This is a genomic window from Streptomyces sp. NPDC096310, from assembly GCF_044763125.1.
Lineage (GTDB): Bacteria > Actinomycetota > Actinomycetes > Streptomycetales > Streptomycetaceae > Streptomyces.
The window spans coordinates 12,783-36,809 of record NZ_JBIWFO010000040.1 but is presented as its reverse complement, the minus strand read 5'-3'; the positions used below and the strand labels follow the sequence as shown (position 1 = coordinate 36,809).

The 24,027-nt window shown below is 72.2% G+C and carries 20 protein-coding genes; 9 read left to right on the top strand and 11 right to left on the bottom strand.

Going from position 1 to position 24,027, the window contains the following annotated elements; genetic code table 11:
* Positions 1-96 precede the first annotated feature (96 nt).
* Positions 97-381 carry a hypothetical protein gene (locus ACIQ7D_RS35925; RefSeq protein ID WP_403945208.1) on the bottom strand — a complete coding sequence of 95 codons (285 nt, stop codon included), beginning with the start codon at positions 379-381 and terminating at the stop codon, positions 97-99.
* Between the two features lie 144 nt (positions 382-525).
* On the opposite strand from ACIQ7D_RS35925, the gene ACIQ7D_RS35920 reads away from it, so the two are divergent.
* Positions 526-885 (top strand): arsenate reductase family protein, encoded by a 360-nt coding sequence (locus ACIQ7D_RS35920; protein WP_403945205.1) that lies wholly within the window; start codon positions 526-528, stop codon positions 883-885.
* Between the two features lie 76 nt (positions 886-961).
* Here ACIQ7D_RS35920 and ACIQ7D_RS35915 read toward each other — a convergent pair whose 3' ends face one another.
* Positions 962-1,873 (bottom strand): Gfo/Idh/MocA family protein, encoded by a 912-nt coding sequence (locus ACIQ7D_RS35915; RefSeq protein WP_403945202.1) that lies wholly within the window; start codon positions 1,871-1,873, stop codon positions 962-964.
* A gap of 45 nt (positions 1,874-1,918) precedes the next feature.
* On the opposite strand from ACIQ7D_RS35915, the gene ACIQ7D_RS35910 reads away from it, so the two are divergent.
* From ACIQ7D_RS35910 to ACIQ7D_RS35900, 3 genes are all read left to right on the top strand, one after another.
* Positions 1,919-2,128, top strand: coding sequence for a hypothetical protein (locus tag ACIQ7D_RS35910; RefSeq protein ID WP_403945200.1), 210 nt, complete (start codon positions 1,919-1,921; stop codon positions 2,126-2,128).
* A gap of 100 nt (positions 2,129-2,228) precedes the next feature.
* A complete protein-coding gene (gene glnII / locus ACIQ7D_RS35905; protein WP_403945199.1) occupies positions 2,229-3,248 on the top strand; it encodes a glutamine synthetase in 1,020 nt (339 codons plus the stop codon).
* Positions 3,249-3,600: 352 nt separating this feature from the next.
* Positions 3,601-4,188 carry a winged helix-turn-helix domain-containing protein gene (locus ACIQ7D_RS35900; RefSeq protein WP_403945197.1) on the top strand — a complete coding sequence of 196 codons (588 nt, stop codon included), beginning with the start codon at positions 3,601-3,603 and terminating at the stop codon, positions 4,186-4,188.
* A 74-nt stretch (positions 4,189-4,262) separates the two neighbouring features.
* Here the strand turns inward: ACIQ7D_RS35900 and ACIQ7D_RS35895 are convergent, their stop codons facing one another.
* Positions 4,263-5,813, bottom strand: coding sequence for a PepSY-associated TM helix domain-containing protein (locus ACIQ7D_RS35895; protein WP_403945195.1), 1,551 nt, complete (start codon positions 5,811-5,813; stop codon positions 4,263-4,265).
* 82 nt (positions 5,814-5,895) lie between these two features.
* The gene (locus tag ACIQ7D_RS35890; protein WP_403945193.1) at positions 5,896-6,672 is read right to left on the bottom strand and encodes a hypothetical protein; all 777 of its coding nucleotides are present in this window, start codon (positions 6,670-6,672) and stop codon (positions 5,896-5,898) included.
* Positions 6,673-6,889: 217 nt separating this feature from the next.
* Between ACIQ7D_RS35890 and ACIQ7D_RS35885 the strand changes: the two genes are divergently transcribed.
* The 3 genes from ACIQ7D_RS35885 (at position 6,890) to ACIQ7D_RS35875 (ending at position 10,583) form a co-directional block, all read left to right on the top strand.
* Positions 6,890-8,212, top strand: coding sequence for a sensor histidine kinase (locus tag ACIQ7D_RS35885; RefSeq protein ID WP_403945192.1), 1,323 nt, complete (start codon positions 6,890-6,892; stop codon positions 8,210-8,212).
* Positions 8,197-8,856 (top strand): LuxR C-terminal-related transcriptional regulator, encoded by a 660-nt coding sequence (locus tag ACIQ7D_RS35880; protein ID WP_403945190.1) that lies wholly within the window; start codon positions 8,197-8,199, stop codon positions 8,854-8,856. Before ACIQ7D_RS35885 ends, ACIQ7D_RS35880 begins: the two co-directional genes overlap by 16 nt.
* Before the next feature lie 149 nt (positions 8,857-9,005).
* The gene (locus tag ACIQ7D_RS35875; protein WP_403945188.1) at positions 9,006-10,583 is read left to right on the top strand and encodes a DUF1996 domain-containing protein; all 1,578 of its coding nucleotides are present in this window, start codon (positions 9,006-9,008) and stop codon (positions 10,581-10,583) included.
* 131 nt (positions 10,584-10,714) lie between these two features.
* Here the strand turns inward: ACIQ7D_RS35875 and ACIQ7D_RS35870 are convergent, their stop codons facing one another.
* Entirely contained in the window at positions 10,715-11,173 is a 459-nt protein-coding gene (locus tag ACIQ7D_RS35870; protein ID WP_403945185.1) for a hypothetical protein, read from the bottom strand.
* A 103-nt stretch (positions 11,174-11,276) separates the two neighbouring features.
* On the opposite strand from ACIQ7D_RS35870, the gene ACIQ7D_RS35865 reads away from it, so the two are divergent.
* Positions 11,277-13,334, top strand: coding sequence for a hypothetical protein (locus ACIQ7D_RS35865; protein WP_403945182.1), 2,058 nt, complete (start codon positions 11,277-11,279; stop codon positions 13,332-13,334).
* A gap of 163 nt (positions 13,335-13,497) precedes the next feature.
* Here the strand turns inward: ACIQ7D_RS35865 and ACIQ7D_RS35860 are convergent, their stop codons facing one another.
* Positions 13,498-13,845, bottom strand: coding sequence for a hypothetical protein (locus tag ACIQ7D_RS35860; protein ID WP_403945179.1), 348 nt, complete (start codon positions 13,843-13,845; stop codon positions 13,498-13,500).
* Between the two features lie 52 nt (positions 13,846-13,897).
* Between ACIQ7D_RS35860 and ACIQ7D_RS35855 the strand changes: the two genes are divergently transcribed.
* A complete protein-coding gene (locus tag ACIQ7D_RS35855) occupies positions 13,898-14,617 on the top strand; it encodes a TetR/AcrR family transcriptional regulator (protein WP_403945177.1) in 720 nt (239 codons plus the stop codon).
* Here ACIQ7D_RS35855 and ACIQ7D_RS35850 read toward each other — a convergent pair.
* The 5 genes from ACIQ7D_RS35850 to ACIQ7D_RS35830 all read right to left on the bottom strand — a co-directional run bounded on the left by ACIQ7D_RS35850 (position 14,608) and on the right by ACIQ7D_RS35830 (position 23,961).
* A complete protein-coding gene (locus ACIQ7D_RS35850) occupies positions 14,608-15,348 on the bottom strand; it encodes a DUF4230 domain-containing protein (protein ID WP_403945174.1) in 741 nt (246 codons plus the stop codon). The genes ACIQ7D_RS35855 and ACIQ7D_RS35850 overlap by 10 nt on opposite strands.
* A 91-nt stretch (positions 15,349-15,439) precedes the next feature.
* A complete protein-coding gene (locus tag ACIQ7D_RS35845) occupies positions 15,440-17,506 on the bottom strand; it encodes an ATP-binding protein (protein WP_403945212.1) in 2,067 nt (688 codons plus the stop codon).
* A gap of 109 nt (positions 17,507-17,615) precedes the next feature.
* On the bottom strand, positions 17,616-20,297 hold the full coding sequence (gene pulA, locus ACIQ7D_RS35840; protein ID WP_403945211.1) for a pullulanase-type alpha-1,6-glucosidase: 2,682 nt from the start codon (positions 20,295-20,297) through the stop codon (positions 17,616-17,618).
* 98 nt (positions 20,298-20,395) lie between these two features.
* Positions 20,396-22,102 (bottom strand): carbohydrate-binding module family 20 domain-containing protein, encoded by a 1,707-nt coding sequence (locus ACIQ7D_RS35835; RefSeq protein ID WP_403945172.1) that lies wholly within the window; start codon positions 22,100-22,102, stop codon positions 20,396-20,398.
* Between the two features lie 167 nt (positions 22,103-22,269).
* Positions 22,270-23,961, bottom strand: coding sequence for an alpha-amylase family glycosyl hydrolase (locus tag ACIQ7D_RS35830; RefSeq protein WP_403945170.1), 1,692 nt, complete (start codon positions 23,959-23,961; stop codon positions 22,270-22,272).
* Positions 23,962-24,027: the final 66 nt, after the last annotated feature.

Sequence of the window (24,027 nt, the reverse complement as noted above, 5' to 3'; positions counted from 1 at the left end):
GATCCGAAAACCGATCACTCTCAACTGCCTTCAACTGTCCCGGCCTTGGCACACCAACTCAACGAGCCAGTACCAGCAAAGTCACCGGTATTGCGGCTAACCGATCAGTTCGCGCACCATGCGGCAGGTGGTGTTGGACGGCGGGTGGATCCCGATCCGGGCCGCCGTGCTCCGTATCCGGCGGTTGGGCGCGCTCGCCGGCTGGTACACACCCGAGTCGAGCAGGGCGATGGCGAGGCGCATGGCCTTGAGCCGGCGGTTGTGGCTCTCGTACCACTCCCGGGGCCGGCCCGCGGGCAGCGGCTTCCTCTTCACCGCGGACGGAGCGGGTGGGGTCGGCGCGGTTTCGAAGGACTTCTCCGTGATGGTGGCAACAGCCATCGTCAACCTCCCGGCGTGGTGGTGGGACCCTCACGAACTCCCTCCATTTTACTGCCCACCACTGACAATCGCCCCTGGCCAGACCCGGTTTGCGGGGGGTGAGAGAAGGAGTATCCGAGGGGCGCTCGGAGGTAGGCTCCGAGCATGGAGATCTGGATCAATCCCGCCTGTTCCAAGTGCCGTGGCGCGCTCACCCTGCTCGACGAGGAGGGTGCCTCGTACACCGTCCGCCGGTATCTGGAGGATGTGCCGTCCGAGGAGGAGATCCGGGCGGTCCTCGGCCGCCTCGGGCTCGAACCGTGGGACATCACCCGGGCCCAGGAAGCCGAGGCGAAGGAGCTGGGCGTCAAGGAGTGGGCGCGGGACGCCGGTTCGCGGGAGCGCTGGGTCGCCGCGCTCGCCGCGCACCCGAAGCTGATCCAGCGCCCGATCATCACGGCGGACGACGGTACGGCCGTGGTGGCGCGCACGGACGAGGCGGTACGGGACGCCCTGTCCCGGTGAGCGAGCCTCCCCGCCCGAGCCCCGGCACCACCCCCGGCCTGCGCCCCCGTCCACGCCCTCACCTACGCCCCCTCACCTACGCCCTCACGTACGCCCCCGCCCGCGCTTCCGCCTCGGCGAGGATTTCCGTCAGCCGGAGGCCGAACCGTACGTCGCACGCGTGCGGCGCTCCCGTACGGGCCGACTCCAGCAGCGCGTCGATCGCCGTGCCGAAGGAATCCAGGGCACTGCCCCACTCCCCCGGGAGCACCGCGACGCCGTGTTCACCGCGCAGTTCCACCCCCGCGCCCGCGCCCGCCCTCGGTGCGCTCAGACTGAGCGTCACGGTGCTGGCCGCCCCGGACACATGGCGCAGGACGAGATGGGTGAGGTCCGGCTCGGTCCGTACGGCCGTCACCGACGCCACGTCGCCCAGCGTCGGGATCAGCGCGGACAGCGCGTGCGGACCGACGTCCCACAGGCCGCCCTTCTCGCGGCGCCACGGGGACTCGGCGTACGGGCTCGTCTCCCCCGGCGCGTAGAGCGCGCCGAGCCACTGCGCGTGGGCCGTGAACCAGCCGCCCTTCGCGGCCTGTTCGTCCACCCAGTCGGCGGTGCGGCGCGCGAACCGCAGCGTGCAGAAGACGACGGACGCCACCCCGGCGGCCGCCACCGCGTCCGCGACCTCGCGGGCGCCCCGTACGGTCGTCGCCACCGGCTTGTCCAGCAGGAGGTGGCATCCGGACGCCGCCGCGCGGGCCGCCAGCGGCGCCTGGACGTCCGGCGGCAGGGCGAAGGCGACGGCGTCGCTCCCGGCGAAGAGCGCGTCGAGGCCGACCTCGCCGGAGTGGGCGCTGGTGCCGTGGGCCGCGGCGAGCGCGGCGGCGGCCTCGGGGCGCCGCCCCCAGACGCCGCTGAATTCGATCCCGGCGTGGGCGGCCAGCGCGGGGGCGTGCGTGTGCTCCGCCCACGGGCCCGTGCCGAGGAGTCCGATACGTGGCTTGTCCATGCGGGTCAGTGTGACGCGTGGACCTGGCCGGAGGGAAGAAAAGCGGTGGCGGGGCGGGCCGCCGCCGCAGCGCGTCCACTGGAGGCGCCGGCCGCGCCGGGGGCGTACGCCTCGCTGTGGACGTCGGGCTCGTACTCCTTCGAACAGGGCTACCGGATGGGCGGCTTCGAACCGCGGCGCTTCCTGCCGCCGTTCCGGCGTAGGTACGGTACGGAGCCGGAGCAGCACATCGGGGAACGGAACGCCACAGAATAAACCCGAGTAACACGCGGTTCACAGAAGGGCAACGGCAGGGAAACCGCCCATTGCGAGGCTTACTGGTCAAACCTGCTGCACCCGCAAAGGATGAGGCCCCGTGACGTTCAAGGCTGAGTACATCTGGATCGACGGTACCGAGCCGACCGCGAAGCTGCGCTCGAAGACGAAGATCCTCAGCGACGACGCCGAGCTGCCCATCTGGGGCTTCGACGGGTCGAGCACCAACCAGGCCGAGGGCCACGCCTCCGACCGGGTACTCAAGCCTGTCTTCTCCTGTCCCGACCCGATCCGCGGCGGGGACGACGTCCTCGTCCTGTGCGAGGTCCTGAACATCGACATGACACCGCACGAGTCCAACACGCGGGCGGCGCTGACGGAGGTCGCGGAGAAGTTCGCGGCCCAGGAGTCGATCTTCGGCATCGAGCAGGAGTACACCTTCTTCAAGGGCGCCCGTCCGCTCGGCTTCCCCGAGGGCGGCTTCCCGGCCGCACAGGGCGGCTACTACTGCGGTGTCGGCTCGGACGAGATCTTCGGCCGTGACATCGTCGAGGCGCACCTGGACAACTGCCTCAAGGCGGGTCTCGGTCTCTCCGGTATCAACGCCGAGGTCATGCCGGGCCAGTGGGAGTTCCAGGTCGGCCCGCTGTCGCCGCTGGAGGTCTCGGACCAGCTCTGGGTGGCGCGCTGGCTGCTCTACCGCACCGCCGAGGACTTCGGCGTCTCCGCGACGCTCGACCCGAAGCCGGTGAAGGGCGACTGGAACGGCGCGGGCGCCCACACGAACTTCTCGACCAAGGCGATGCGCGAGGGGTACGAGGCGATCATCACCGCGTGCGAGTCGCTGGGCGAGGGCTCGAAGCCGCTCGACCATGTGAAGAACTACGGCGCGGGCATCGACGACCGTCTGACCGGCCTGCACGAGACCGCCCCGTGGAACGAGTACAGCTACGGCGTCTCGAACCGCGGCGCCTCGGTGCGTATCCCGTGGCAGGTCGAGCAGGACGGCAAGGGGTACATCGAGGACCGCCGCCCCAACGCCAACGTCGACCCGTACGTGGTCACGCGGCTGATCGTGGACACCTGCTGCACCGCGCTGGAGAAGGCCGGCCAGGTCTAGGGTTTCGTCCGGGTCCCACCGATCCGCCGGAGGGGGCGGGTGCCGTACGGGCGCCCGCCCCCTCCGGCGTCACGATCGGGGCGAGGAGGCTGCTGCGCTCCTGCGACATCTGCTTCAATGGGTTCATGGCCAGCTTCCAGTACATCGCGAGGGGTCTCTTCGACCTGGAGCCGTTCTGGCCGTCCCGGCAGCATCATGACTTCGACCGGGTGTGTTGCCGCGTGAGGAACGCGCCGGCCCTCTAAAGCCATTCTTCTGGCCTTCGGCCGCCGCGCAGACGTACGTCCCGTCCGTCCTCGTCGACTCGACGATCCGATCCGACGAGTCCTCCGCGCGAAAGAGCTGACCCCTCATGGCGAACTCCGTTTCCTCCCTTCCCGGTTCCTTCTCCTCGCCCGGCCGTCACCGGCTCCGGGCCGTCGACGACGACGAGACGCCCGGCGCGCCCGCGGGTGTCCCCGCCGGTCAGGTGGTGGACTTCCTGCCGCCGGGCGCGACCTGGCTGCCGGCGCCCCAGCACAGCCTGCCCTCGCTGCCGGGACAGCCACCGATGATCGGCTACCTCGTGCTCGTACCGGCCGACCAGCACACGGCCGGGGCCTTCACACCCGCCCCGGTCGTCTCCCCCGCCCCGGCCCCGGCTCCGGCTTCGCCGGGCGGCGGTCCCGTGCTGGTCGACGGTGTGCGGCGGACCGCCGTCGTGGACGGCCGGCAGCTCGACCTCACGTATCTGGAGTTCGAACTCCTCGCCCATCTCGTCGCGCACCCCCACCGGGTGCACAGCCGCGACCAGTTGGTGACCACGGTCTGGGGGTACGGACACGTGGGCGACGGGCGCACCGTCGATGTCCATGTGGCACGGCTGCGCCGCAAGCTGGGCGCCGACCACCGCCGTACGATCCAGACCGTACGGCGCGTCGGCTACAAGTACATCCCCTGATCCGTGGAGCGGGAGAGCCCCGCCGGTCCGGCGGCGACCGGAACGGCGGGGCTCTCTCCACCTCTCCGTACGGGTCAGGTACGGGCCGCCCGTGCCCGGGCGCGCAGCCCCAGCACGCCGTCCAGTGCGAGGAACACCAACAGGCTGATGCCGAGCAGCGGCAGGAACCAGCCGGTCAGCGCCGCGGCCACGCCGAGCGGCAGCAGCACGCGCAACGGCACCTTCCGCCAGGCTCCGCGCGGCAGGGGCCGGCCCGCGCTCAGCCGCCGCTCCTTGGTGGGCCGGCGCAGCCACCACATGCGGTAGCCCCAGACGATGAGCAGGATCAGGGCGAGGGCGAGGGCCGCCAGCAGAAGCTGGTTGGGGAGGCCGAGGAAGAGGCCCATGTGGGCGTCGATCCCGATCCGGGTGAGCTGGGCGAGCACCGGGTAGTCGGCGAACCGCAGCTCGTCCAGGATCATGCCGTCGGCGGGGTCGACGGAGACCGAGTCGAGCCGGACCGGGAACTGGTTGTCGATCTGTGCGACGACATAGCCGTTGCCCTCGGTCGGCAGGGTCACGGCGATCGGCCCGTCGAGTCCGGCCTGGCGCGCGGCGACGACGGCGAGGTCGACACCGATGTCGGTACCGCCCTGGCCGTGCGTTCCGTGCGTGCCCTCCATGCCCTCCATGTCTTCCATGTCGTCCATCCCCGGCATGGACTCATGGCCTTCGTGGCCGCCGCCGGTACCCGCTCCCGTACCGCCTGCGCCGCCGGTTCCGCTGTCGAGCGTCGCGGAGACGACGGGGGTGGCCGAGCCGAGCTGGTCCTTGATCGCGGTGATGTTGCCGCCCGCGTACGCCGACCAGGTCAGCCCGGTGGCGGAGAGCAGCACCAGCCCGGTCACGGCCAGGGTCCCCAGGGAGCCGTGCAGCGAGAGCGTTCTGCGCCGGCCGGTGGTGCCGCGCTCGGGCACCACCAGCGCGCGCTTCGAGGCGCGCTTGCGGCCGGTCCAGAGCAGCAGCCCGCCGAGGGCCACCACCCACAGCCAGCTCGCGGCCAGCTCGCTGTAGACGCGGCCCGGCTCACCGAGCTGGAGATGACGGTGCACCTCGGAGAGCCAGGTGCGCACCGGCAGGGCGCCCGAACTGCCGTAGCTGACAAGGTCGCCGCGTACCTCCGCCGTGTACGGGTCCACGAAGACGGCGAGGGACTTGGACTCCTCGCTGTCGGGCGTGGACATCAGGACCCGGGTGGTCGCCCCCTCCTCGGACGGCAGGCGTACGGAGGTGACGGTGCCCTCCGGATGGGCGGCACGGGCGGCGTCGAGCTGGTCGGAGAGCGGGACCGTACGGTCGCCGACCGGGGCCCGCAGCTCATGGCGGTAGATGACCTTCTCCGCCTGGTAGGAGAGTGAGTAGAGGAACCCGGTGGTGGCGGCGACCAGCAGGAGCGGGGCTATCAGCAGGCCCGCGTAGAAGTGGAGCCGCAGTACGAGGGGGCGCAGGGCGCCCCAGAGGGAGGCGGGGGCGGGATCGGGCGTGGGCGGCGTGGGTGCGGACGTGGCGGGGGTGGACGGGTCGGGGGTGGTGTCCGGGGTTCTGTCGGACGTGTCCGTCCCCTGTGCGGGGTCGTCGATGGCCATGACTGTCCTAGGCGTTGGATTCGGCATGGGGAAGGCCGGAAAAGGCCTGAAGGACCCCCGGCCGTCCCCTCCGCGTCAGACGTCAGACAGCGGTGGCGGCGGCTCCCGGGGGCGTGGCGCGCGGGGTACGGCGCGCGGGCGGCCCGCGCCGGGACACCGTGTCCGCGAGGACGACGCCCCGGAAGCGGCGGGCCCGGGACGCGCCGGGCCCGGGACGGATCAGCCGGGGCGCGGCGGGCGGCGTCACGGCGGTGAGCAGCAGCCGGAGCGGGGTGAAGGCGAAGGCGCCGACGGTGTGCGCGAGCCGGAAGAGCGCGGCCTCGCCCCGGGCGAGCCAGAGGGCGCAGACGGCCGCCGCGAGGAGATGGCCGGCGAGCATGGCGGGGGAACCGCCGAACAGCTCGCCCAGTGCGAGCCGCGCCCCGAGCGCCGGTCCGGCCTCCGGGTCCGCCGCCGCCCCCATGTCCATTCCCATGCCCGTGCCCGTGCCGACGCCGGAGCCGTAGGCGGAACCGGCCGCGGCTCCGGCTCCGACGTCCGCGCCGGTACCGGCGTGCGGTGCGTGCCGGGAGGCGGCGGGTCCGTACGGCAGCGCTCCGGCCAGGACCAGATGCAGCAGGCCCTGGACGGTGAGCAGCCCGGCCCCGATCGACCCGGCGCCCCTGCGCCGCCCGCCCGCGAGCCAGGCGGCGCACGCGGTCACCGCGAACGCCGTCAGCAGGACCGGCGGCGAGACCTCGTGCCCGGCCGGGCCGGACGGCCGTGAGGCGAGCGCGTGCCCCACCGCCGTCAGCGTCACGCACACGGCCGCGAAAGCGGCGGCGCGCGCGGCGCGGAGCGGTGATCCGGTCTCTGTCATGGTCCGCACATGGTGCCACCCCGAAGCGGAAGACGGCAGAGCCCAGAAGCCGCGACTGCCGGGAGGTGGTGCTGAGTACACCCCGGGCCGGGTGCGGACCGGCTACCCCTCTCCTTTCCCCTCCGGTCAGACTGATGGCGGGACCGGGGACATCCGAACGTCGGACGCCGTCGGGGCGGTCCGGCCATGATCCGGCCATGAAGGGGGCGAATCAGCCATGAACAGCGTCACAGTCGGTGATCCGGTCGGCGGTCCGGGCGGCGTTACCGGGACGGCCGGGCGGTCACGGCCGCGCGAGGCGGTGCTGGCGGCCGGGCGCGGACTGGTGCTGGCCGTCTTCGGCCTTCCGGGGTCGATCGTCTTCTTCGTGGTGACGGTGCTCTCGATCGCCTTCATCGCCCTGGGAGTCGGTGTCCTCACCACCCCCGCCGTGCTCACCGCGCTCCGTGCCTACGCCAACCAGCGCCGGCTGCTGGCGGCCACCTGGTCCGGGGTACGGATCCCGGTTCCGTACCGCCCCTTCCCACCGGATCTGCGGCCCGGGATCACCGGTCAGGTGGAGCGGTGCACGCTGATGCTCAAGGATCCGGCGACCTGGCGCGACCTCCAGTGGCTGGTGATCGACATGACGGCCGGTTTCGTCACCTCGCTGCTGACGGCTCTCCTGGTCTTCTACCCGGTGGAGGGGTTCGTCCTGGGGGCGGGGGTGTGGCGGGTCGTCGGCGACGGCTACTGGTACACGTTCGTCCACGTGAACAGCCAGTCCACCGGTTTCGCCGCCGCGGCGGTCGGCCTGGTGCTGTTCGGCATCGGGCTGCGCTACTGCCCCGATCTGCTGCGTCTGCACTTCCGGCTCACCGCCGCCCTGCTGGCCCCCGCCCCCGGCCGGGCGCTGGCCGAACGGATCGAGCGGCTCACCGAGACCCGGCACGACGCCGTGGACAACTCGGCCGCCGAACTGCGCCGTATCGAACGCGATCTGCACGACGGCGCGCAGGCCCGGCTGGTCGCCGTGGGCATGGACCTGGGCACCGTCGAGGCGCTCATCGAGAAGGATCCCGCCAGGGCGAAGGAGCTGATCGGCAAGGCACGGCAGTCCTCGGCCGACGCGCTCACCGAGCTGCGCGACCTCGTGCGGGGTATCCATCCGCCGGTGCTGGCCGAGCGCGGACTCGGGGACGCCGTAACGGAGTTGGCGCTACGGCTGCCGCTGCCGCTGGAGCCCGAGGTCGATGTGGAGCTGCCGGGCCGAGCCGACGCCCCGGTCGAGTCGGCCGCGTACTTCGCGGTGAGCGAGGCGCTGACCAATGTGGTCAAGCACGCGGACGCCGACCGGGTCTGGATCGACATCTCGTACGCCGAGGGCATGCTGCGGATCGCGGTCACCGACAACGGGCGCGGCGGCGCGGAGATCGGCCGGGGGTCGGGGCTGAGCGGTCTGGAGCGGCGGCTCGGTACATTCGACGGTGTCCTGGCCGTCAGCAGCCCCGCGGGCGGTCCCACCATGGTGACCATGGAGCTTCCTTGCGCGTTGTCCTAGCCGAAGATCTCTTCCTGCTGCGCGACGGCCTCGTCCGCATGCTGGAGGCGTACGGGTTCGAGATCGTGGCAGCGGTGGAGAGCGGCCCGGAACTCACCACCGCGCTGGCCGAGTTGGAGCCGGATGTCGCCGTCGTCGACGTCCGGCTCCCGCCGTCCCACACGGACGAGGGCCTGCAGTGCGCGCTCGCCGCGCGACGGGCTCGGCCCGGGCTGCCGGTGCTCGTACTCTCCCAGCACGTCGAGCAGTTGTACGCGCGCGAGCTGCTGGCGGACGGCACGGGCGGGGTCGGCTACCTGCTGAAGGACCGGGTCTTCGACGCCGAGCAGTTCGTCGACGCGGTACGCCGGGTCGCCGCGGGCGGTACGGCGATGGATCCTCAGGTGATCTCGCGGCTGCTCTCCAGGAACGCCGGGGACAAGCCGATCGGCGGGCTGACGCCGCGCGAGCGCGAGGTCATGGAGCTGGTGGCGCAGGGCCGTTCGAACGCCGCGATCGCCGCCCAACTCGTCGTCACCGAACGGGCGGTGGCCAAGCACACGTCGAACATCTTCGCGAAGCTGGACCTGCCGGTGTCGGACGACGACAACCGGCGGGTGCTCGCGGTCCTCGCCTATCTGGAAGGCCGCCGCGGGCCCGAATGACGGGCATCCGCCCGGTTTGTTGATGGAGATTTCTATGAATTCCACGGGCCGCTGAACACCCCGCGTTTGAGGCCCGTATGGAACGGAGCGCTTCGCTTCTCCCCCTGCCGCGATTTTCCTGTAATCGGCAACGAAGCTTGAGGAGTTCCATGTCACGCACATCGAGAAAACGCTCCACAGTGGCGAACCGGGCGATCGTCGCCGGGGCCGCCCTGCTCCTGGGCGGGGGTGGTCTGGCAGCGGTCAATGTCTACGCATCGGCGGGCGAGGGCAAGTCCTCGCAGGCGAACCAGAACGTGGCCCAGACATTGTCGACCATCAGTTGCCCGGACCCGTCGACCAAACTGACGCAGGTACCCGAGGCAGCCCGCGCCGAGGTCGACCGTGAACTGGCGAAGATGGACACCCAGATCACCGAGGCTTACGCGCGGTTCGCCAGCGAGAAGAGAGCGATAGAGCAGGACGCGGGGTACGCCGACAACGCCATCCTCGGCCCGCTGAAGGCGAAGCGGTTCGCGGCGCTCGACCGGATCTCCATCGCGATGGGCCGGGTGGGCACCAAGCCGCAGGGGCTTGAGGCGCTCTCCAACTGCACGCTGCGCGCCGACAACAACGGCAACGCGGGCAACGGCGGCGGTCAGAACGGCGGCCAGAACGGCGGCCAGGGCGACGGACAGAACGGCCAGAACGGGGGCCAGAACGGCGGCCAGGGCAACGGTCAGAACGGCGGCCAGAACGGCGCCGGCGGCCAGGACCAGGGCCAGAACGGCGGTCAGAATGGCGGTCAGGACCAGGGTCAGAACGGCGGCCAGAATGGCGGTGCGGGCGGCGGCCAGGCTGGTAACGGCCCCGAAGCCTCCGACTTCGTCGACATCACGACCGTCCAGCCCAACGTCCAGCAGGCCCGTAACGGCCGCGGCAGCTCGAAGGGCACCTTCTCCACCGAGTGCGGTCGCAACGAGGCCGGGCTGTTCAACTCGGACAATGTCATCGTCGCCCCGGGTGTGACCAACGGCGCCCACCACTTCCACGACTACATCGGCAACCAGGGCAACGACGCCTTCGCGACCGACGAGAGCCTGGCCGCGGCCGACACCACGTGTGCGAACCAGGGTGACAAGTCCTCGTACTTCTGGCCGGTGCTCCGGCTCCAGAACGGCCAGGACGAGGCCGACGCCAACTCCGACGGCGGCGGCAAGGAAGGCAATGTCGGCATCATCCAGACGCCGTCGCAGGTGACCAACACCTTCGTGGGCAACCCGAAGTCGAAGGTCACGGCGATGCCCCGGCTCATGCGGATCATCACCGGTGACGCCAAGGCGTTCGTGAACGGTGACGCCAACGCCAACGCCTCCTGGAGCTGCACCGGGTTCGAGGACCGCCAGCTCAAGGACAAGTACCCGATCTGCCCCGAAGGCAGCCAGGTCGTGCGTACGTTCAAGTTCCAGAGCTGCTGGGACGGTGTGAACGCGGACAGCGCCAACCACCGCACGCACGTCGCGTTCGCCGACGGCAACGGCAACTGCGGCAACGGTTTCAAGGCCATCCCGCAGCTCCAGCAGCGGATCGTCTACGACGTGCCGCCGGGCCCGGGCTTCGCGGTGGACTCCTTCCCGGAGCAGCTCCACAAGCCCATCACCGACCACGGTGACTTCATCAACGTCTTCGACGAGAACCTGATGAACACCATGGTCGACTGCATCAACACCGGCCAGAAGTGCAAGTAGGCACGTACGCGGGCGAACTGGCGCGCACCGTGCCGCACGAAGGCGCGTGAGCCGCCGGTAGTCCGGTGGTACGGAGAGGGTCCGCCCCCTCCGTACCACCGCCCCCCACTCCCCAGACCCGCGCTGCGCGGTCAGCTCATGTCGTGACCCGAGTGATCCTCGTTCCCCCCATCGTCACCACTGCCCCCAGAGTGGTGCGACGAGCCGGTCTCCACGGTCCCGCCGAGCCGGCCGCGCAGCGCTTCCGTCACCTTCGCGTCGCCGACCGCGACCCACTTCCTGCCGACGAGATACGAACCGCCGTACGGCTTGGCCTCGTTGATCCACTCGCGCAGCCCACGGTCGGTCGCGAAGCTGACCAGCACATACTTCCCGTCCTCCGTCGCACAGTTGGCCTGGCGCAGCTCCTCGTTGGGGTGCTGGATGTCCGGGTCGCACTTCGCCTTCGAGGCGATCTCTTCCAGGCTCCCGGTGACCGTCTTCGGCTCCTCGGGGGCCTTTTCGTCGTTCGCGCCGCAACCCGCCGTCAGCGCCATGGTGAGGGCGAGGGCAGGGGCGGCGAATAGTACGGGGATTCGGTCCTTACGCATATGGCCATCGTCCCCTGTGACCGGAGGGTCGTGTGGGGGAACCGTGAACTCCGCGACGGGGGCGGCCGGGTGACCATCGGACCCACCGATCGTTCTGCTCAACGTGCCCCCAGACAAAGCCGCACCCGCGCCCGCACCCTCCGTCACCCCGGTCACCCCGGTCACCCCGGTCGCCCCCGTCGGGCTGGAGCAGGCGGAAGCGGCGCTCGTGGAGCACTACCCACGGCTCGTCCGCATCGCCTACCTGGTGCTGCCGCCCTCCCTCGGCCGCAACCGCCGCGTGCTGACCGCGCACGCGCTGGTGCAGCGGTCGCTGCCCCGCGGGCGCCCCGCGCCGGGCGGGTCCGGGCGTCCGGGGAAGCGCCGCGCGGCGGACACCAGCGGCCCGGCGGCCCGGCAGGCCGGCTACGCGTACGTACGGGTGCGGGTGCTGCGCCAGGCGCTGGAAGCGGGGCGCCCGTTGCGCCGCCTCGCCCGGCCCGTCCGCGCCCAGCTTCCGCCGCTGCTCCCGCGCGTATGGGGGCTGCGGCTCTTCCCGCGCTCCGGTGGCGCCGACGAACTCGCCCTGGACCGGCGGCTGTCCGCCCTCTCGGGCCCCGCGCGGGCGGCGTTCGTCCTGCGCGGGCTCGAAGACCTCACGGACCAGGAGGTACGGGAGCTGCTCGGCGCGGCCGGGGCGGACGACGTGGACACGGCGCTGGCGGAGGCCGCGGCGGCGGCGTCCCCGGGCCCGGCGCTCCCGAGGCCGGAGGTCCCGGTCCCGGAGTTCCCGAGGCCGAGGTCCGCCACCCCGGAAACCGCCACCGACACCAACGCCCTGCTCCGCTCCACCGAGTTCGACCCCTGTTCGCTCCAGGCCAGGCCCACCGATCTGATGCGGCGCCGCCAGTACCGCGGGGCCGCGCTCGCCGTCACCACCGGCGCGCTCGTCTGCGGGGCGCTGTTCGGGCTGCCCGGCGGCGGCTGGGAGCCGAACGGCCCGGCGGCCCCCGCGTACACCAGGAACCCGGTGGCGGAGGCGGCGCTCGACCCGGGCGCGGTACGGCGGGTCGACCCGGCCGCGTGGCGGACCGCGCCCCGTACGGACTTCTCGGTCTGGCCCCCGCGCGGCGCCCTGGCGCACGACACCGGCCTGGTCCGCCGGGCGCTGACGGTCTGGGCCCGGCCGGGCGGCGCCGTCCATCTCTCGGCGACCCCGGCGACGCCGACGGGCCCGCCGATGGGTTCGCCGCAACTCCTGTACGCCGGGGAGGTCGACAAGGTCCGGGTGGTGCTCTTCCACGACGGTCTGCGGGTGGTGCGCTACGCGGAGACGGACAGCGGTCTCGCGGCGCTGGACTTCGCCCGCACGGACGGCGCGGACGAGGCGGCGTCGGGAGCGCTGGTCGTCGCCCGCTCGGACGACAACGTCCGCTATCTGGCGGCGCCTTGGGTGACGGGGACAGCCGTACGCGACCTGCTCACCCCGGCCACCCCGGCGCGCCCGCTGCACCGGGACGCGTACGGTGTGACGGACCCGGTGCGGACCCCCGCGGCCACCCCCGGGGCCTGCCGCTCCTGGGACACCCTGGAGGTGCACACCGCCGGCCCGGCGGCCCGGCTCCTCACCGACCTGGGCGAGCTGACCCCGGCGCGTCTGACATCGGGCCCGCCCGAGTCCCCGCAGGACGTCTCGACGCCCGCCGACCGCGCGGCCTGGGCCCGCACGGCCTGCCTGCTCCCCTCGGCCCGGGCGCTCGGCGTCCGCTCGGTGAACTCCTGGGAGTACGCCCGCCAGCCCCTCCCCGAGTCCAACGGCACCGCGGCCTGGCTCTGCACCCGGGCCGACACCTGGCGGGGCCCGGGCAGCCGCGTACTGGCCCAGTTCCAGCCCCCCACCCGCCGGCCGGCCGCACCGGCCGCCCTCGCGGCGGGAGCGGCGGACTCCCCGGCCTGCGGCCCCCGAGCCCCCCGCGTCCTGGCGGGCGTCCTGTGGAAGTCCCGGGCAGGCCACTGGTACATGCTGGCCGCGGGCTCCCCGGACCTCCGCACCCTGACTGCCACGGGTCAGGTCTCGGGCACGTCCAGGACCAGCACGCTCGCCCTCCCGGCCCGGCAAGGCGCCCAGGCGGAACTCCACGCCCGGACGCCGGACGGCACGCGGATGACCTCACTGCGCTGACCCGTGCGCGGCTTCAGCCGTACCGCTTGGAGCACGCGGCCCGGGGTGGGGGCTGTCCCGGGGGGCCTGTCGGGGCGGACCGCCCGACACCACACACCCCCGGCCCACCCCGACAGGCCACCGCCCGCACCCGCACCCGCACCCGGCATGAAGCACCCCCCGCTCACGGGAGCAGCAGCCAGTCCGCCGCCAGGGCCGTGAGGAGGCCCGCGCCCAGGAGCCAGGTGGAGAGGCGGGTGCGGCCGTGGCGGCTGAGTTCGATGACCACACCGCAGAGGATCATCGCCAGGCCGTAGACGCCGACGACAAGGACCGAGGTGCGTTCCGCGAGGCGGATCGCGAGCAGGGTCGCCAGGGTGAGCAGCAGCGCCGAGGCCAGGGTGATCCGGAGCAGGCGGGCCTGACGGGGCGTCAGTTCGGTGCGGAGGGTGTCCGGGGTGCCCTGGGTGTCGGGGTGGTCCGTGGTGGGGTCCGGGAGCGGGGTGGGGGCGGCCTCGTCGGATGTGCTCATATGCCGGGAGCGTAACCGACATCTCATGGAAGCAGCCGGTTAGGCTGTGCGCATGACGACCGGGGTGCGCCGAAGAATGGGCGTGGAGGAGCGGAAGCGGCAGCTCATCGGGGTCGCGCTGGAGCTGTTCAGCCACCGCTCCCCCGAGGATGTCTCGATCGACGACATCGCGGCGGCGGCCGGGATATCCCGGCCGCTCGTCTACCACTACTTCCCCGGCAAGCAGAGCCTGTACGAGGCGGCGTTGCGGCGGGCGGCCGACGAGTTGGCGGCGCGGTTCCTGGAGCCGCACGAGGGGCCGCTCGGGGCGCGGCTGCACCGGGTCATGGAGCGGTTCTTCGACTTCGTCGACGAGCACGGCCCCGGGTTCTCCGCGCTCATGCGGGGCGGTCCTTCGGCCGGTTCCGGGACGGCCACGGCCGCGCTGATCGATGAGGTGCGGCAGGCCGCGTACGAGCAGATCCTGGCCCATCTCGGGGTCCAGGAGCCGCCCGCGCGGCTGGAGTTGACCGTACGGTCGTGGGTGTCGCTCGCCGAGTCGAAGGCGCTGCTCTGGCTGGACGGGCGGCGGATTCCACGCCAGGAGCTGGAGTGGCAGCTCGTCCATGACTTCGCCGCGCTGTCCGCCGTGAGCGCCGCGTACGACGACGAGATGGCCGGGATCCTGCTGAAGATCCTCGCGGACGAGCCGGGCGACGGCGCTTTCGCGGATCTCGTCGGCCGGCTCATGCGGCTGGGGGCCGGGGTGCCGGCCCAGGCGCGTCAGGTGTAGGCCACCTTCACCTCGGTGAAGCCCAGGGAGTGCAGCAGGCCCTGGAGCATGGCCGTGGTGTTCTTCTCTGCGCGGTCGGTGAGTTCGCTGTCCTTGGCGGCCTCGCCGATGTGCCGGGCGGCCAGCCGGTTCACGGCGCGTTCGTCGGCCGGGTTGTCGGAGAAGAGGTCGCCGAGCCGGTCGAGCAGTCCGCGTTGCTTGGACACGGCGTACGAGCGGTCCGCGTCCATGGCGGGGCTGCCGAGCCGTGCGTGCGGCAGGGTGATGGTCGCGGCGGTCCGGTCCTCGTTGACCTGGACGTTGCCGTCGCTGATGGAGCCGAAGTCCACGTACGAACTGACCGTGCCGGCCCCCACGAAGAGGGTCCTGGAGCCGCGGATGGCGTCCGGGAGGTACTTGGTGTCCTTCTCCAGGTCCACGACGACCTGGAAGTTGCCGGACGCGGCCTCGTAGCGGTCGAGGTCCTGGATCGACTGGAGCAGGGTCGGGCCCGTACGGTCGTGGGTCTCCTCGCCGAAGAGACCGCCGAATCCGGGGAGCAGATCGAGCCGGCTGCCGAGGAAGAGCAGCGCGGCCACGACGACGAGTGCGAGGGGAGCCTTGACCCAGCGGGAGAGCCGCGCGGGGCGCGCCCCGTCCCGGCCCTTCCGGTCGCCCCGGCCCTTCCCGTTCCCCCGGTCGTTCCGGTTCTCTCCCGGGTTCTCTTCCGGTTTCGCGTCGGTGGACGTCATACCTGACGGATGTCCCGCCCGGCCGCGTTCACACGGTCACAAGAAAAGCTTTGCCATCGGTCTGTTCAGGACAAGGAGCGGCCAACTCGGGTCAGCCCTCGGGCAGATGACCTCTGAGCGCGCGGGTGAGGCCGCTCCGGCCGTCGTCGGCCAGGCCCTGGTGGAAGGCGTTCTCGTACGCCGGGTTCCCGGCCGCCGCGCGGGCCTGCCGCTCGCACTCCTCGCGGACCTGCGCCAACTCCGGTGTGCCGCGCTGCGGATGGCCGACCATGCGCCAGAACGCCTGTCCTGTGCCGTAGGCGTGCGCGGCCCGTGCACCGTCGCCCTGGGCGGCGACGGCGGCGGCGAGCAGATCGAGGCCGAGGGCGATACCGAAGCTGTCGCCCAGCTCCTCCTTGCCGGCGACCATCGAGCGGGCGTGGGCCTCCGCCTCGTACGGCATGGACCGGAGGAGGAAGATCAGGGCGAGTTGGTAGTCCGCGTACGACCTGGTCCAGCACTCGCCGCGGTCCAGGCAGACGCGGCGCAGCTCCATGGCCTCGTCGCGGGATTCGTCGAACCGGCGGAGCGCGGTGAGCGCGAAGACCCGGACCAGGCGGCAGCGGAGCTGCGACGGCGAGTCGAAGAAGTCTCCGGGGTGGGTGCGCAGGGCGCGGTCGGCGACGGTGTACGAGGCCTGGGCGCGGCCCATCAGCAGGCAGGTGAGGCCGAGGAGGTAGGCCGCGGAGAGCATGGACTCGGGTTCCTGGTCGTGCCAGGCGGCGGTGGTGCACCGTTCCCCGAGCCGGTACGCGCCCTCGTGGTCGCCCTGGAGCATGACGGTGACGCCGAGGGCCCACAGGGCGCGGGTGTGGTCGGGCCCGGGGGCGGGGGCGGCGGCGAGGGCGCGTTCCAGATAGCTCCTGGCCTCGTGGAGGTGGCCGCGGCAGGTCCAGAAGAAGGCGACGCGGCCGGCCATGCCGAGGGCGGTGGCGGGGTCGTCGGCGAGCAGGTGGTCGAGCGCGGCGCACAGGTCGGCGTGGGTGTAGGTGATCCGGCGGTACCAGGCGATCTGCTCGCCACCGGCCCAGCCGTCGTGGGCGTCGCGGGCGACCTCGGCGAAGTGGGCCGCGTGCCGGTCGGCGAGCAGTTTCTCCTCGCCGAGTTCGGTGAGCCACATCATGCCGTATTCGCGGATGGTGTCGAGCATCCGGTAGCGGACGCGGCCGTCGGGGCCGGCGGGTTCCCGGCGCAGGACCGACTGGCGGGCGAGCCCGTCGAGGGCCTGGGCGACGCCGTCGCGGGTGAGCGGTCCTCCGGCGCAGACGGCGCGGGCGTCGTGGCCGTCGATGTCGCCGCGGAAGACGGAGAGCCGGGCCCAGAGCAGCCGTTCCAGGGGCGCGCACAGCTCGTGGCTCCAGCCGATGGCGGTGCGCAGGGCACGGTGGCGCCGGGGCCAGCCGGTCGGGTGGGTGAGGGTGTCGAGGCGGGAGTCGAGCAGGGCGGCGATCTGGTCGACGGAGTTCCTGTCGAGCCGGGCGCAGGCGAGTTCGACGGCGAGCGGGATGCCTTCGAGGCGGTGGCAGATCTGTGCGGCGGAGGCGACGGTGCGGGGGTCGTCGAAGGAGAGCAGGGGCGCGGCGTGGGCGGCGCGGTCGCGGAAGAGCCGCAGGACCTCCTCGTCGCCGTCGTCGCCGTCGAGGGGCAGCGGGGGTACGTCGAGCAGGTGCTCGGCGGGGCTGCCGAGGGGCCGCCTGCTGGTGGTGAGGACGGTGAGGCCGGGGACGGCGCCGAGGAGTACGTCGACGAGCCGGCCGCAGGCGTCGGCCATCCGCTCGCAGGAGTCGAGGACGAGCAGGAGGCGGCGGTGGGCGAGCCATTCGCAGAGGGCGTCGATGGGCATGCGCAGGGAGTGGTCGCAGAGTCCGACGGCGTCGGAGACGGTGATGAGCAGCATGCCCTCGTCGTGGAGGGGGGAGAGGTCGGCCCACCAGACGCCGTCGGGGTGGCGTCCGGCCTCGCGGGCGCGCTCGGCGGCGCGCAGGGCGAGTCTGCTCTTGCCCACGCCGCCGCTGCCGGTCAGTGTGGTCAGCCGGTGCTCGTCGAGCGCGCTTTCCACCCGGGTCAGTTCGGTCCTGCGCCCTACGAAGCTGGTCGTCTCCTCGGGCATGTTCCCCACCACGGGGCCAGTCTGGACCAGTTCGGGCCCAGGACCGACACTCGTGGTGGGAAACGGTCGGAAACAACCGCCAGATGCTACTTTCCGGTCAGTTATCGTTGACTATTCGTCAATTGGTGGGCCCTCCCGCGCGGGCTGCGGGCTGGGAGGCCGCGTCGAAGACCGCGACCGTACGCGCAGGCACCGTGAAGGTGCCGGACGCCCGTTCGTACGCGGCGGTCCTGACCGTACGGTCCGCTCCCCCGGCCTGGACGCGGTGCAGCGCGTACGGGCGCCCCGCCAGCTCCGCCACCCGCTGGCTCCGGGCCGACGGCGTGGCGTTGAAGACCACGACCAGATCGCCGAGGCGCATCGTGATGACACCGGGGGTCTCCCCGGGCCCGGAGAGCGGGAAGGACAGCGCGGACTGGACGGCGGCCGTGGAGGCGAGGCCGAAGGCCGGTTCCGTGGTGCGGATACGGAGCAGGTCCCGGTAGGCGGCGGAGGTGCGGTCGATCTCCGAACAGCCGGGCTTCAGTACGGGGTTGGCCAACAGAGGTCGGGCGTAAGACCACTTGTCCGCGTTGTCGGCGGCGGGCGGCAACCCGCGGCCGAAACCGTTGCCGTCCCGGCAGTCCCAGTGGATCGCGTTGAACCAGTCACCGCTGTCGTACGAGTTGCGGTCCAGCGACTTGGAGCGCAGCAGGTCGGTTCCGGCCTGGGAGAGCGCGGGCCCCTGCGAGAGCGCGGCGGTGGCCAGCGCCACCACCTGAAGGCGGGCGCGGTCGGCGGCGGAGGTCGACGGCGGCAGCTTGAACGCGAGCGCGTCGTGGAGGGATTCGTTGTCATGGGCGTCCGCGTAGGCCAGGGCGTCGTCGGGCGCGGCCGCGTACCCGGCGGGAGCGCCGTTGTAGTCGACCTCCGCGCCCCGGACCGTACGCCCGGAGGTGTCCGTGAACCTGTATCCGGCGAGGCTGCCGGACAGCCCCACCTTCACCAGATCCTGGTAGTGCAGCAGCCGGGCCCGCTGTTCCTCGCGGTTTCCGTTGGCGGGCGAGGAGTTGGGGTCGGTGTACAGACCGGAGGCGAAGCCCTGGACGCCCGGGTCCGCGTCGAAGGGGCTGCCGCCGCGCACCGCGTCGCGGGCCCGGTCGGAGAAGGTCGCGATGCCGGTGCCCGCCATGTTCCGCTGGGTGGCCTGGACGAAGCGGGCGTCGTCGGCGATCTCACCGAAGTTCCAGCCCTCGCCGTACAGGACGATCGCCTTGCCGTCGACGCCGTCCTTGGCAGGGGTCAGCGCGTCGAGCGCCTTACGTACGGCGAGGATGTTCGCCTTGGGGTGGTGGCCCATCAGGTCGAAGCGGAATCCGTCGACCTTGTACTGCTTGGCCCAGGTGACCACCGAGTCGACCACGAGCTTGCCCATCATGGCGTTCTCGGGCGCGGTGTTGGCGCAGCAGGTGGAGGTGGCGACGGAGCCGTCCGCCAGCAGCCGCTGGTAGTAGCCGGGCACGATCCGGTCGAGGACGGACTTCTCGTCCTGGCCGCTGGCCACGGTGTGGTTGTAGACGACGTCCATGACCGTGCGCAGCCCGGAGGCGTTCAGCGACTGGACCATCCGCCGGAACTCGACGGTACGCGGTGTCCCTTGGGGATCGGAGGCGTACGAGCCCTCCGGGACGGTGTAGTGCAGCGGGTCGTACCCCCAGTTGTACGCGTCCCGGGCGGCGGTGCGCGCGACGCACGCCTGCTGCTCGGCCGAGTCGGGGGCGTACACCTTCAAGTCACAGCCAGGGCTGACCTGTTCGGACTTGCGCTCCGGAATGGTGCCGATGTCGAAGGCCGGGAGGAGATGGACGTACGAGGTGCCGGCGGCGGCCAGTGTGCGCAGATGCCGCATACCGGCGGAGGCGGTGTCGGTGAAGGCCAGGTATCCGCCGGGGTGGCGGGAGGTGCGGTCCGCGACCGAGAAGTCGCGGATGTGCAGCTCCTGGATCTGTGCCTGGCGCAGCGGTACGGCGGCCGGTTTGCGCAGGGTGGACCAGCCGGCGGGCGCGAGCCGGGGGTCGGCGAGGTCCACGACGAGGCTGCGGGCCGAGTCGGTGGTGAGCGCGGTCGAGTAGGGGTCGGTGACCCGGTTGGTGACGGTCGCGCCGGCGCTGGGCGCCCAGACGGTCACGGCGTACCGGTACGGCTCGCCCGCCCAGGACGCGGGGCCGCGCACCGACCAGACGCCGGAGGCGTCGTCGCGCCGCATCGGGACCGTACGCGCCCCGGCGCCGTCGCCCAGTTCGAGGGAGACGGTACGGGCGGTCGGCGCCCAGACGGAGAGGGTGGGGCGGCCTCCGGTGAAGACGGGGCCGAGCGACGCCTTGGCGGCACGGGCGCTGTAGAGGTCGTCCAGGACCCCGGAGATCTGGACGCCGGTGGTGGCGGAGGCGGTGCCGTCGGCGGCGCGCTGGACGGCGGTGACGGGCCCGCGCAGCGCCGTACGGGCGCGGGCGCGGTCCCGTACGTCCACGGTGAAGGCCGGGTACTCCCTGAGGTGCGGGAACGCGGCCGCCTGTGCGCCGGTGAGCCGGCCGGGCGTGAGCCGCAGCCGGCCACCGTCGTACGCCAGCTCCTGACGGGCCCCGGGGGCGGATGCCGCCTTCCAGACGACGGTGCCCGCGTCGATCCACTGGGCCTCGGAGGCGGTGGGTGCCGGGGCCGGCGCAGACGCGCGGGCCGGCGGGGGTGCGGCGGTGGCGGGCGCCGGCGCGAGCACCGCGCACAGAGTGGCCGCGAGGGCGGCGGTCGCCGTGGCGCGCAGGGACGGGCGTATCACGCGAGGTCTCCTCGGAGTACGGGAAAGGGGCGCCGGACGGGCCACGCGTGCGGTCCGTCCGGCGCTGAGGAAGGGGAGAGTGTTCAGCCGCGCCAGGTGTCGTTCAGGGTGACCTTGCCGGACGCGGGCACCGTGGCCGTGCGGTTGGCGCCGCTCTCCCAGGTCACCGCGCCCGCCGCGTCCTTGCGGAGGTACTTGTACTCGAACGTGGTGCCCGCCGGGAGCGTCACGTCGAGCTTCCACACCGGATAGGACGCCGGGTCGAGCTTCAGCGCGCCGCCGGTGCTCCAGTTCGCCAGCGCGGACTGGTTACCGGTGACGTAGATGTTCTGTCCGTTCGTGGTCGTCGCGTTGACGCCGAACGACGCCCCGGAGGCGCCCGGTTGCGGCTCCGTACCGCCGCCACCGGAGCATGTCCGCGCGCCGGTGTGGAGTGCGAGCGCCGTATGGGCGCCGAGCGTCGCCGTGAACTGTCCCGAGCCGTTGACCGTCACCGCGTTGCCGGTCTGGACGTCGCAGTAGGCGCCGCTCGGCAGGGACGTCTGGAACGTACGGGTCAGCGCGGAGCCCTCGTGGTTGATGGCCACGTACCCCGCCGGGCCCCGGCCGAAGGCGATCTGGTCGCCGCCGTTGTCCCACCAGTCGGTGACGGCCCGGCCCCGGGTGGTGTTGCGGAAGCCCACCATGGACGAGATCTCGCGCCAGGCGTGCTGGCACTTCCAGCCGTCGCTGTAACAGGCGTTGACCGTACCGCCGTTGGGCGGGCCCGCGTCGCGGTCGGTGTACTCGTACCCCGAGTGGACGTCGGGCGAGCCGTACGGCCAGGCCAGCATGAACACATTGGCCAGGGTGTAGTTCGCCCCGTCCTTGTAGCTGAGGGTGTCGCCGCCGCGCTCGGTGTCGTGGTTGTCGACGAAGACGGCGGACTTCCCCGACTCCATGTACCCCCAGCTCTCGCCGAAGTTCTTCAGGGAGGCGAGGTTCTCGTTGTCGAACATCCGCTTGAGGTCCCGGGCGTACCGGAACTCCTGGACGTCCCCGGTGCCGAGGTACTCGCTGGGCGAGACCGCCTCGCCCCCGCCGTAGATCGCCTCCTGCTTCCAGTAGACGCCGGAATTGCTCAGCCTGCTCTTGATGTTGGCGAGGTCGGCGGCGGGCATGTGCTTGGCCGCGTCGATACGGAAGCCGTCCACGCCGAGGGAGAGCAGGTCGTTGAGGTACGCCGCGATCCGGCCGCGTACGTACTCCTCGCCGGTGTCCAGGTCGGCGAGGCCGACCAGTTCGCAGTTCTGGACGTTGGCGCGGTCGCCGTAGTTGTTGATGGTCGAGCGGCAGTCGTCCATGTCTGCGCCCGAGTAGATGCCCGGGTAGTTGTACTTGGTGTACGAGGTGCCGCCCGTGCCGGTGCCGTCACCGGCCGCCATGTGGTTGATGACGCTGTCGGCGACGACCTTGACGCCCGCCGCGTGGCAGGTGTTCACCATGTTCGAGAAGGCGGCGCGGTCCCCGAGCCGGCCCGCGATCTTGTAGCTGACGGGCTGGTACGAGGTCCACCACTGGGCGCCCTGGATGTGCTCCTGGGGCGGCGACACCTGTACGTAGCCGTAGCCGGCGGGGCCGAGGGTGTCCGTGCACGCCTTGGCTATGGAGTCGAACTTCCACTCGAAGAGTACGGCGGTGACGTCCTTGGATCCGGGCGGTGCCGCCTGCGCGGTCCCGGCGGGGACCGTGAGGGCGGCTGCCGCGCCCGCCACGAGGGCGAGCGCGGCTGCAAGGGATCTGCGAGCCATGATTCCTCCAACAGCACTGGTGGGGGAGGTGCGGATGACGGTTTGCCGTGCTGGTGGTGCGGGTGGTGCCCAAAGGGGGGTGCCGATGGTGCTGGTGGCGCCCGAAAAGGGTGGTGCCGGTGGTGCGTCCCTGGATGGGGGCGTTCAGCGGCGGACGGTGACGGTGCTCAGAGCGACCACCACACCGTGGTGTCGGCCGGCAGCTCGAACTCCGCGTCCGGGACGGTGTCCTCCGCCACCGGGCCGCTCGCCAGCAGCGGCGCGCCCGGGGCGGAGATCCGTACCGCCGCCCCCGTCGTGTTGACGGTGCAGACGAAACCGGGCCTGGCGAAGATCAGTACGCCCTCGGGCGCGTCCCGCCATGCCACCTCGGTGCCCCCGCCGAGCCCCGGGTGTTCCTTGCGCAGGGACAGCGCCGCCCGGTACAGCTCCAGCGTCGAGCCCGGGTCCCCGGTCTGCGCCTCGACGGACAGCTCGCCCCACTGCTCGGGCTGCGGCAGCCAGCTCCCGCCCGCGCCGAAGCCGTACGAACTGCCCTCGCGCGTCCAGGGGATGGGCACACGGCAGCCGTCGCGGAAGCCGTCCTGGCCGTCCGCGCGGAAGTACGAGGGGTCCTGCCGGGCCTCGTCGGGCAGGTCGGTGACGTCGGGGAGTCCCAGCTCCTCGCCCTGGTAGACGTAGGCGGAGCCGGGCAGCGCGAGCATCAGCAGCGTCGCCGCGCGGGCCCGGCGCAGTCCGAGCGTCCGGTCGCCGGGCTCCCGGGTCTGGGTGCCCACGCCGGGCGGTCCCGCGAAGCGGGTGGCGTGCCGGGTGACGTCGTGGTTGGAGAGCACCCAGGTGGCGGGGGCACCGACGGGACGCATCGCGGCGAGCGAGAGGTCGATGACCTCGCGCAGTGCCGCGCCCTCCCACGAGGTGGCCAGGTACTGGAAGTTGAAGGCCTGGTGCAGCTCGTCGGGGCGTACGTAGTGGGCGGTGCGCTCGACCGTCGGGGTCCATGCCTCGGCGACGGCGATGCGCTCGCCGGGGTACTCGTCGAGGATGGTGCGCCACTGGCGGTAGATCGCGTGGACGCCGTCCTGGTCGAAGAAGGGCGTGCCGCCGTCGGCGGTGCCGAGCAGCCGCAGCCGGCCGCCGTCACCGATGTCGGGCAGTCCCGGCGCCTTGACCAGGCCGTGGGCGACATCGACGCGGAAGCCGTCGACGCCCATGTCGAGCCAGAAGCGCAGGATGGAGCGGAACTCGTCGGCGACGGCCGGGTGGTCCCAGTTGAAGTCGGGCTGTTCGGGGGCGAAGAGGTGCAGGTACCAGTCGCCGGGGGTGCCGTCGGGGTCGGTGGTACGGGTCCACGCGGCGCCGCCGAAGACGGACTCCCAGTCGTTGGGCGGGAGTTCGCCGTGCGCGCCCTTGCCGGCGCGGAAGTGGTAGCGCTCACGCAGCGGGGACCCCGGGCCCTCGCGCAGCGCCCGCCGGAACCAGTCGTGCGCGTCCGAGGAGTGGTTGGGCACCAGGTCGACGATGACGCGCAGCCCGAGCGCGTGGGCGTCGTGGATCAGCGCGTCGGCGTCGAGCAGGGTGCCGAACATGGGGTCGATGGCGCGGTAGTCGGCCACGTCGTATCCGGCGTCGGCCTGCGGGGACGCGTAGAAGGGGCTGAGCCAGACGGCGTCGACGCCCAGTTCCCTGAGGTACGGCAGACGGCGGCGTACCCCGTCGAGATCGCCCATTCCGTCGCCGTTGCCGTCGGCGAAGCTGCGCGGATAGACCTGGTAGATCACCGCGTCCCGCCACCAGCCGGTGCGGTGACCCGGGGCGTCGTCGGACGTGCCGGAGAGAGGGGCAGTGAGGTGCTGGGTCATGTCGTCCCTGGGTGTCTGGGGGGTGGCCTGGTGGGTTTCCGGGTCAGGTCGGATCGGGCCGGCAAG

Coding starts and splice junctions, on each gene's coding strand:
- ACIQ7D_RS35925 (WP_403945208.1), bottom strand. CDS start 381: ATGGCTGTTGCCACCATCACGGAGAAGTCCTTCGAAACCGCGCCGACC.
- ACIQ7D_RS35920 (WP_403945205.1), top strand. CDS start 526: ATGGAGATCTGGATCAATCCCGCCTGTTCCAAGTGCCGTGGCGCGCTC.
- ACIQ7D_RS35915 (WP_403945202.1), bottom strand. CDS start 1,873: ATGGACAAGCCACGTATCGGACTCCTCGGCACGGGCCCGTGGGCGGAG.
- ACIQ7D_RS35900 (WP_403945197.1), top strand. CDS start 3,601: ATGGCGAACTCCGTTTCCTCCCTTCCCGGTTCCTTCTCCTCGCCCGGC.
- ACIQ7D_RS35895 (WP_403945195.1), bottom strand. CDS start 5,813: ATGGCCATCGACGACCCCGCACAGGGGACGGACACGTCCGACAGAACC.
- ACIQ7D_RS35890 (WP_403945193.1), bottom strand. CDS start 6,672: ATGACAGAGACCGGATCACCGCTCCGCGCCGCGCGCGCCGCCGCTTTC.
- ACIQ7D_RS35885 (WP_403945192.1), top strand. CDS start 6,890: ATGAACAGCGTCACAGTCGGTGATCCGGTCGGCGGTCCGGGCGGCGTT.
- ACIQ7D_RS35875 (WP_403945188.1), top strand. CDS start 9,006: ATGTCACGCACATCGAGAAAACGCTCCACAGTGGCGAACCGGGCGATC.
- ACIQ7D_RS35870 (WP_403945185.1), bottom strand. CDS start 11,173: ATGCGTAAGGACCGAATCCCCGTACTATTCGCCGCCCCTGCCCTCGCC.
- ACIQ7D_RS35860 (WP_403945179.1), bottom strand. CDS start 13,845: ATGAGCACATCCGACGAGGCCGCCCCCACCCCGCTCCCGGACCCCACC.
- ACIQ7D_RS35855 (WP_403945177.1), top strand. CDS start 13,898: ATGACGACCGGGGTGCGCCGAAGAATGGGCGTGGAGGAGCGGAAGCGG.
- ACIQ7D_RS35850 (WP_403945174.1), bottom strand. CDS start 15,348: ATGACGTCCACCGACGCGAAACCGGAAGAGAACCCGGGAGAGAACCGG.
- ACIQ7D_RS35835 (WP_403945172.1), bottom strand. CDS start 22,102: ATGGCTCGCAGATCCCTTGCAGCCGCGCTCGCCCTCGTGGCGGGCGCG.
- ACIQ7D_RS35830 (WP_403945170.1), bottom strand. CDS start 23,961: ATGACCCAGCACCTCACTGCCCCTCTCTCCGGCACGTCCGACGACGCC.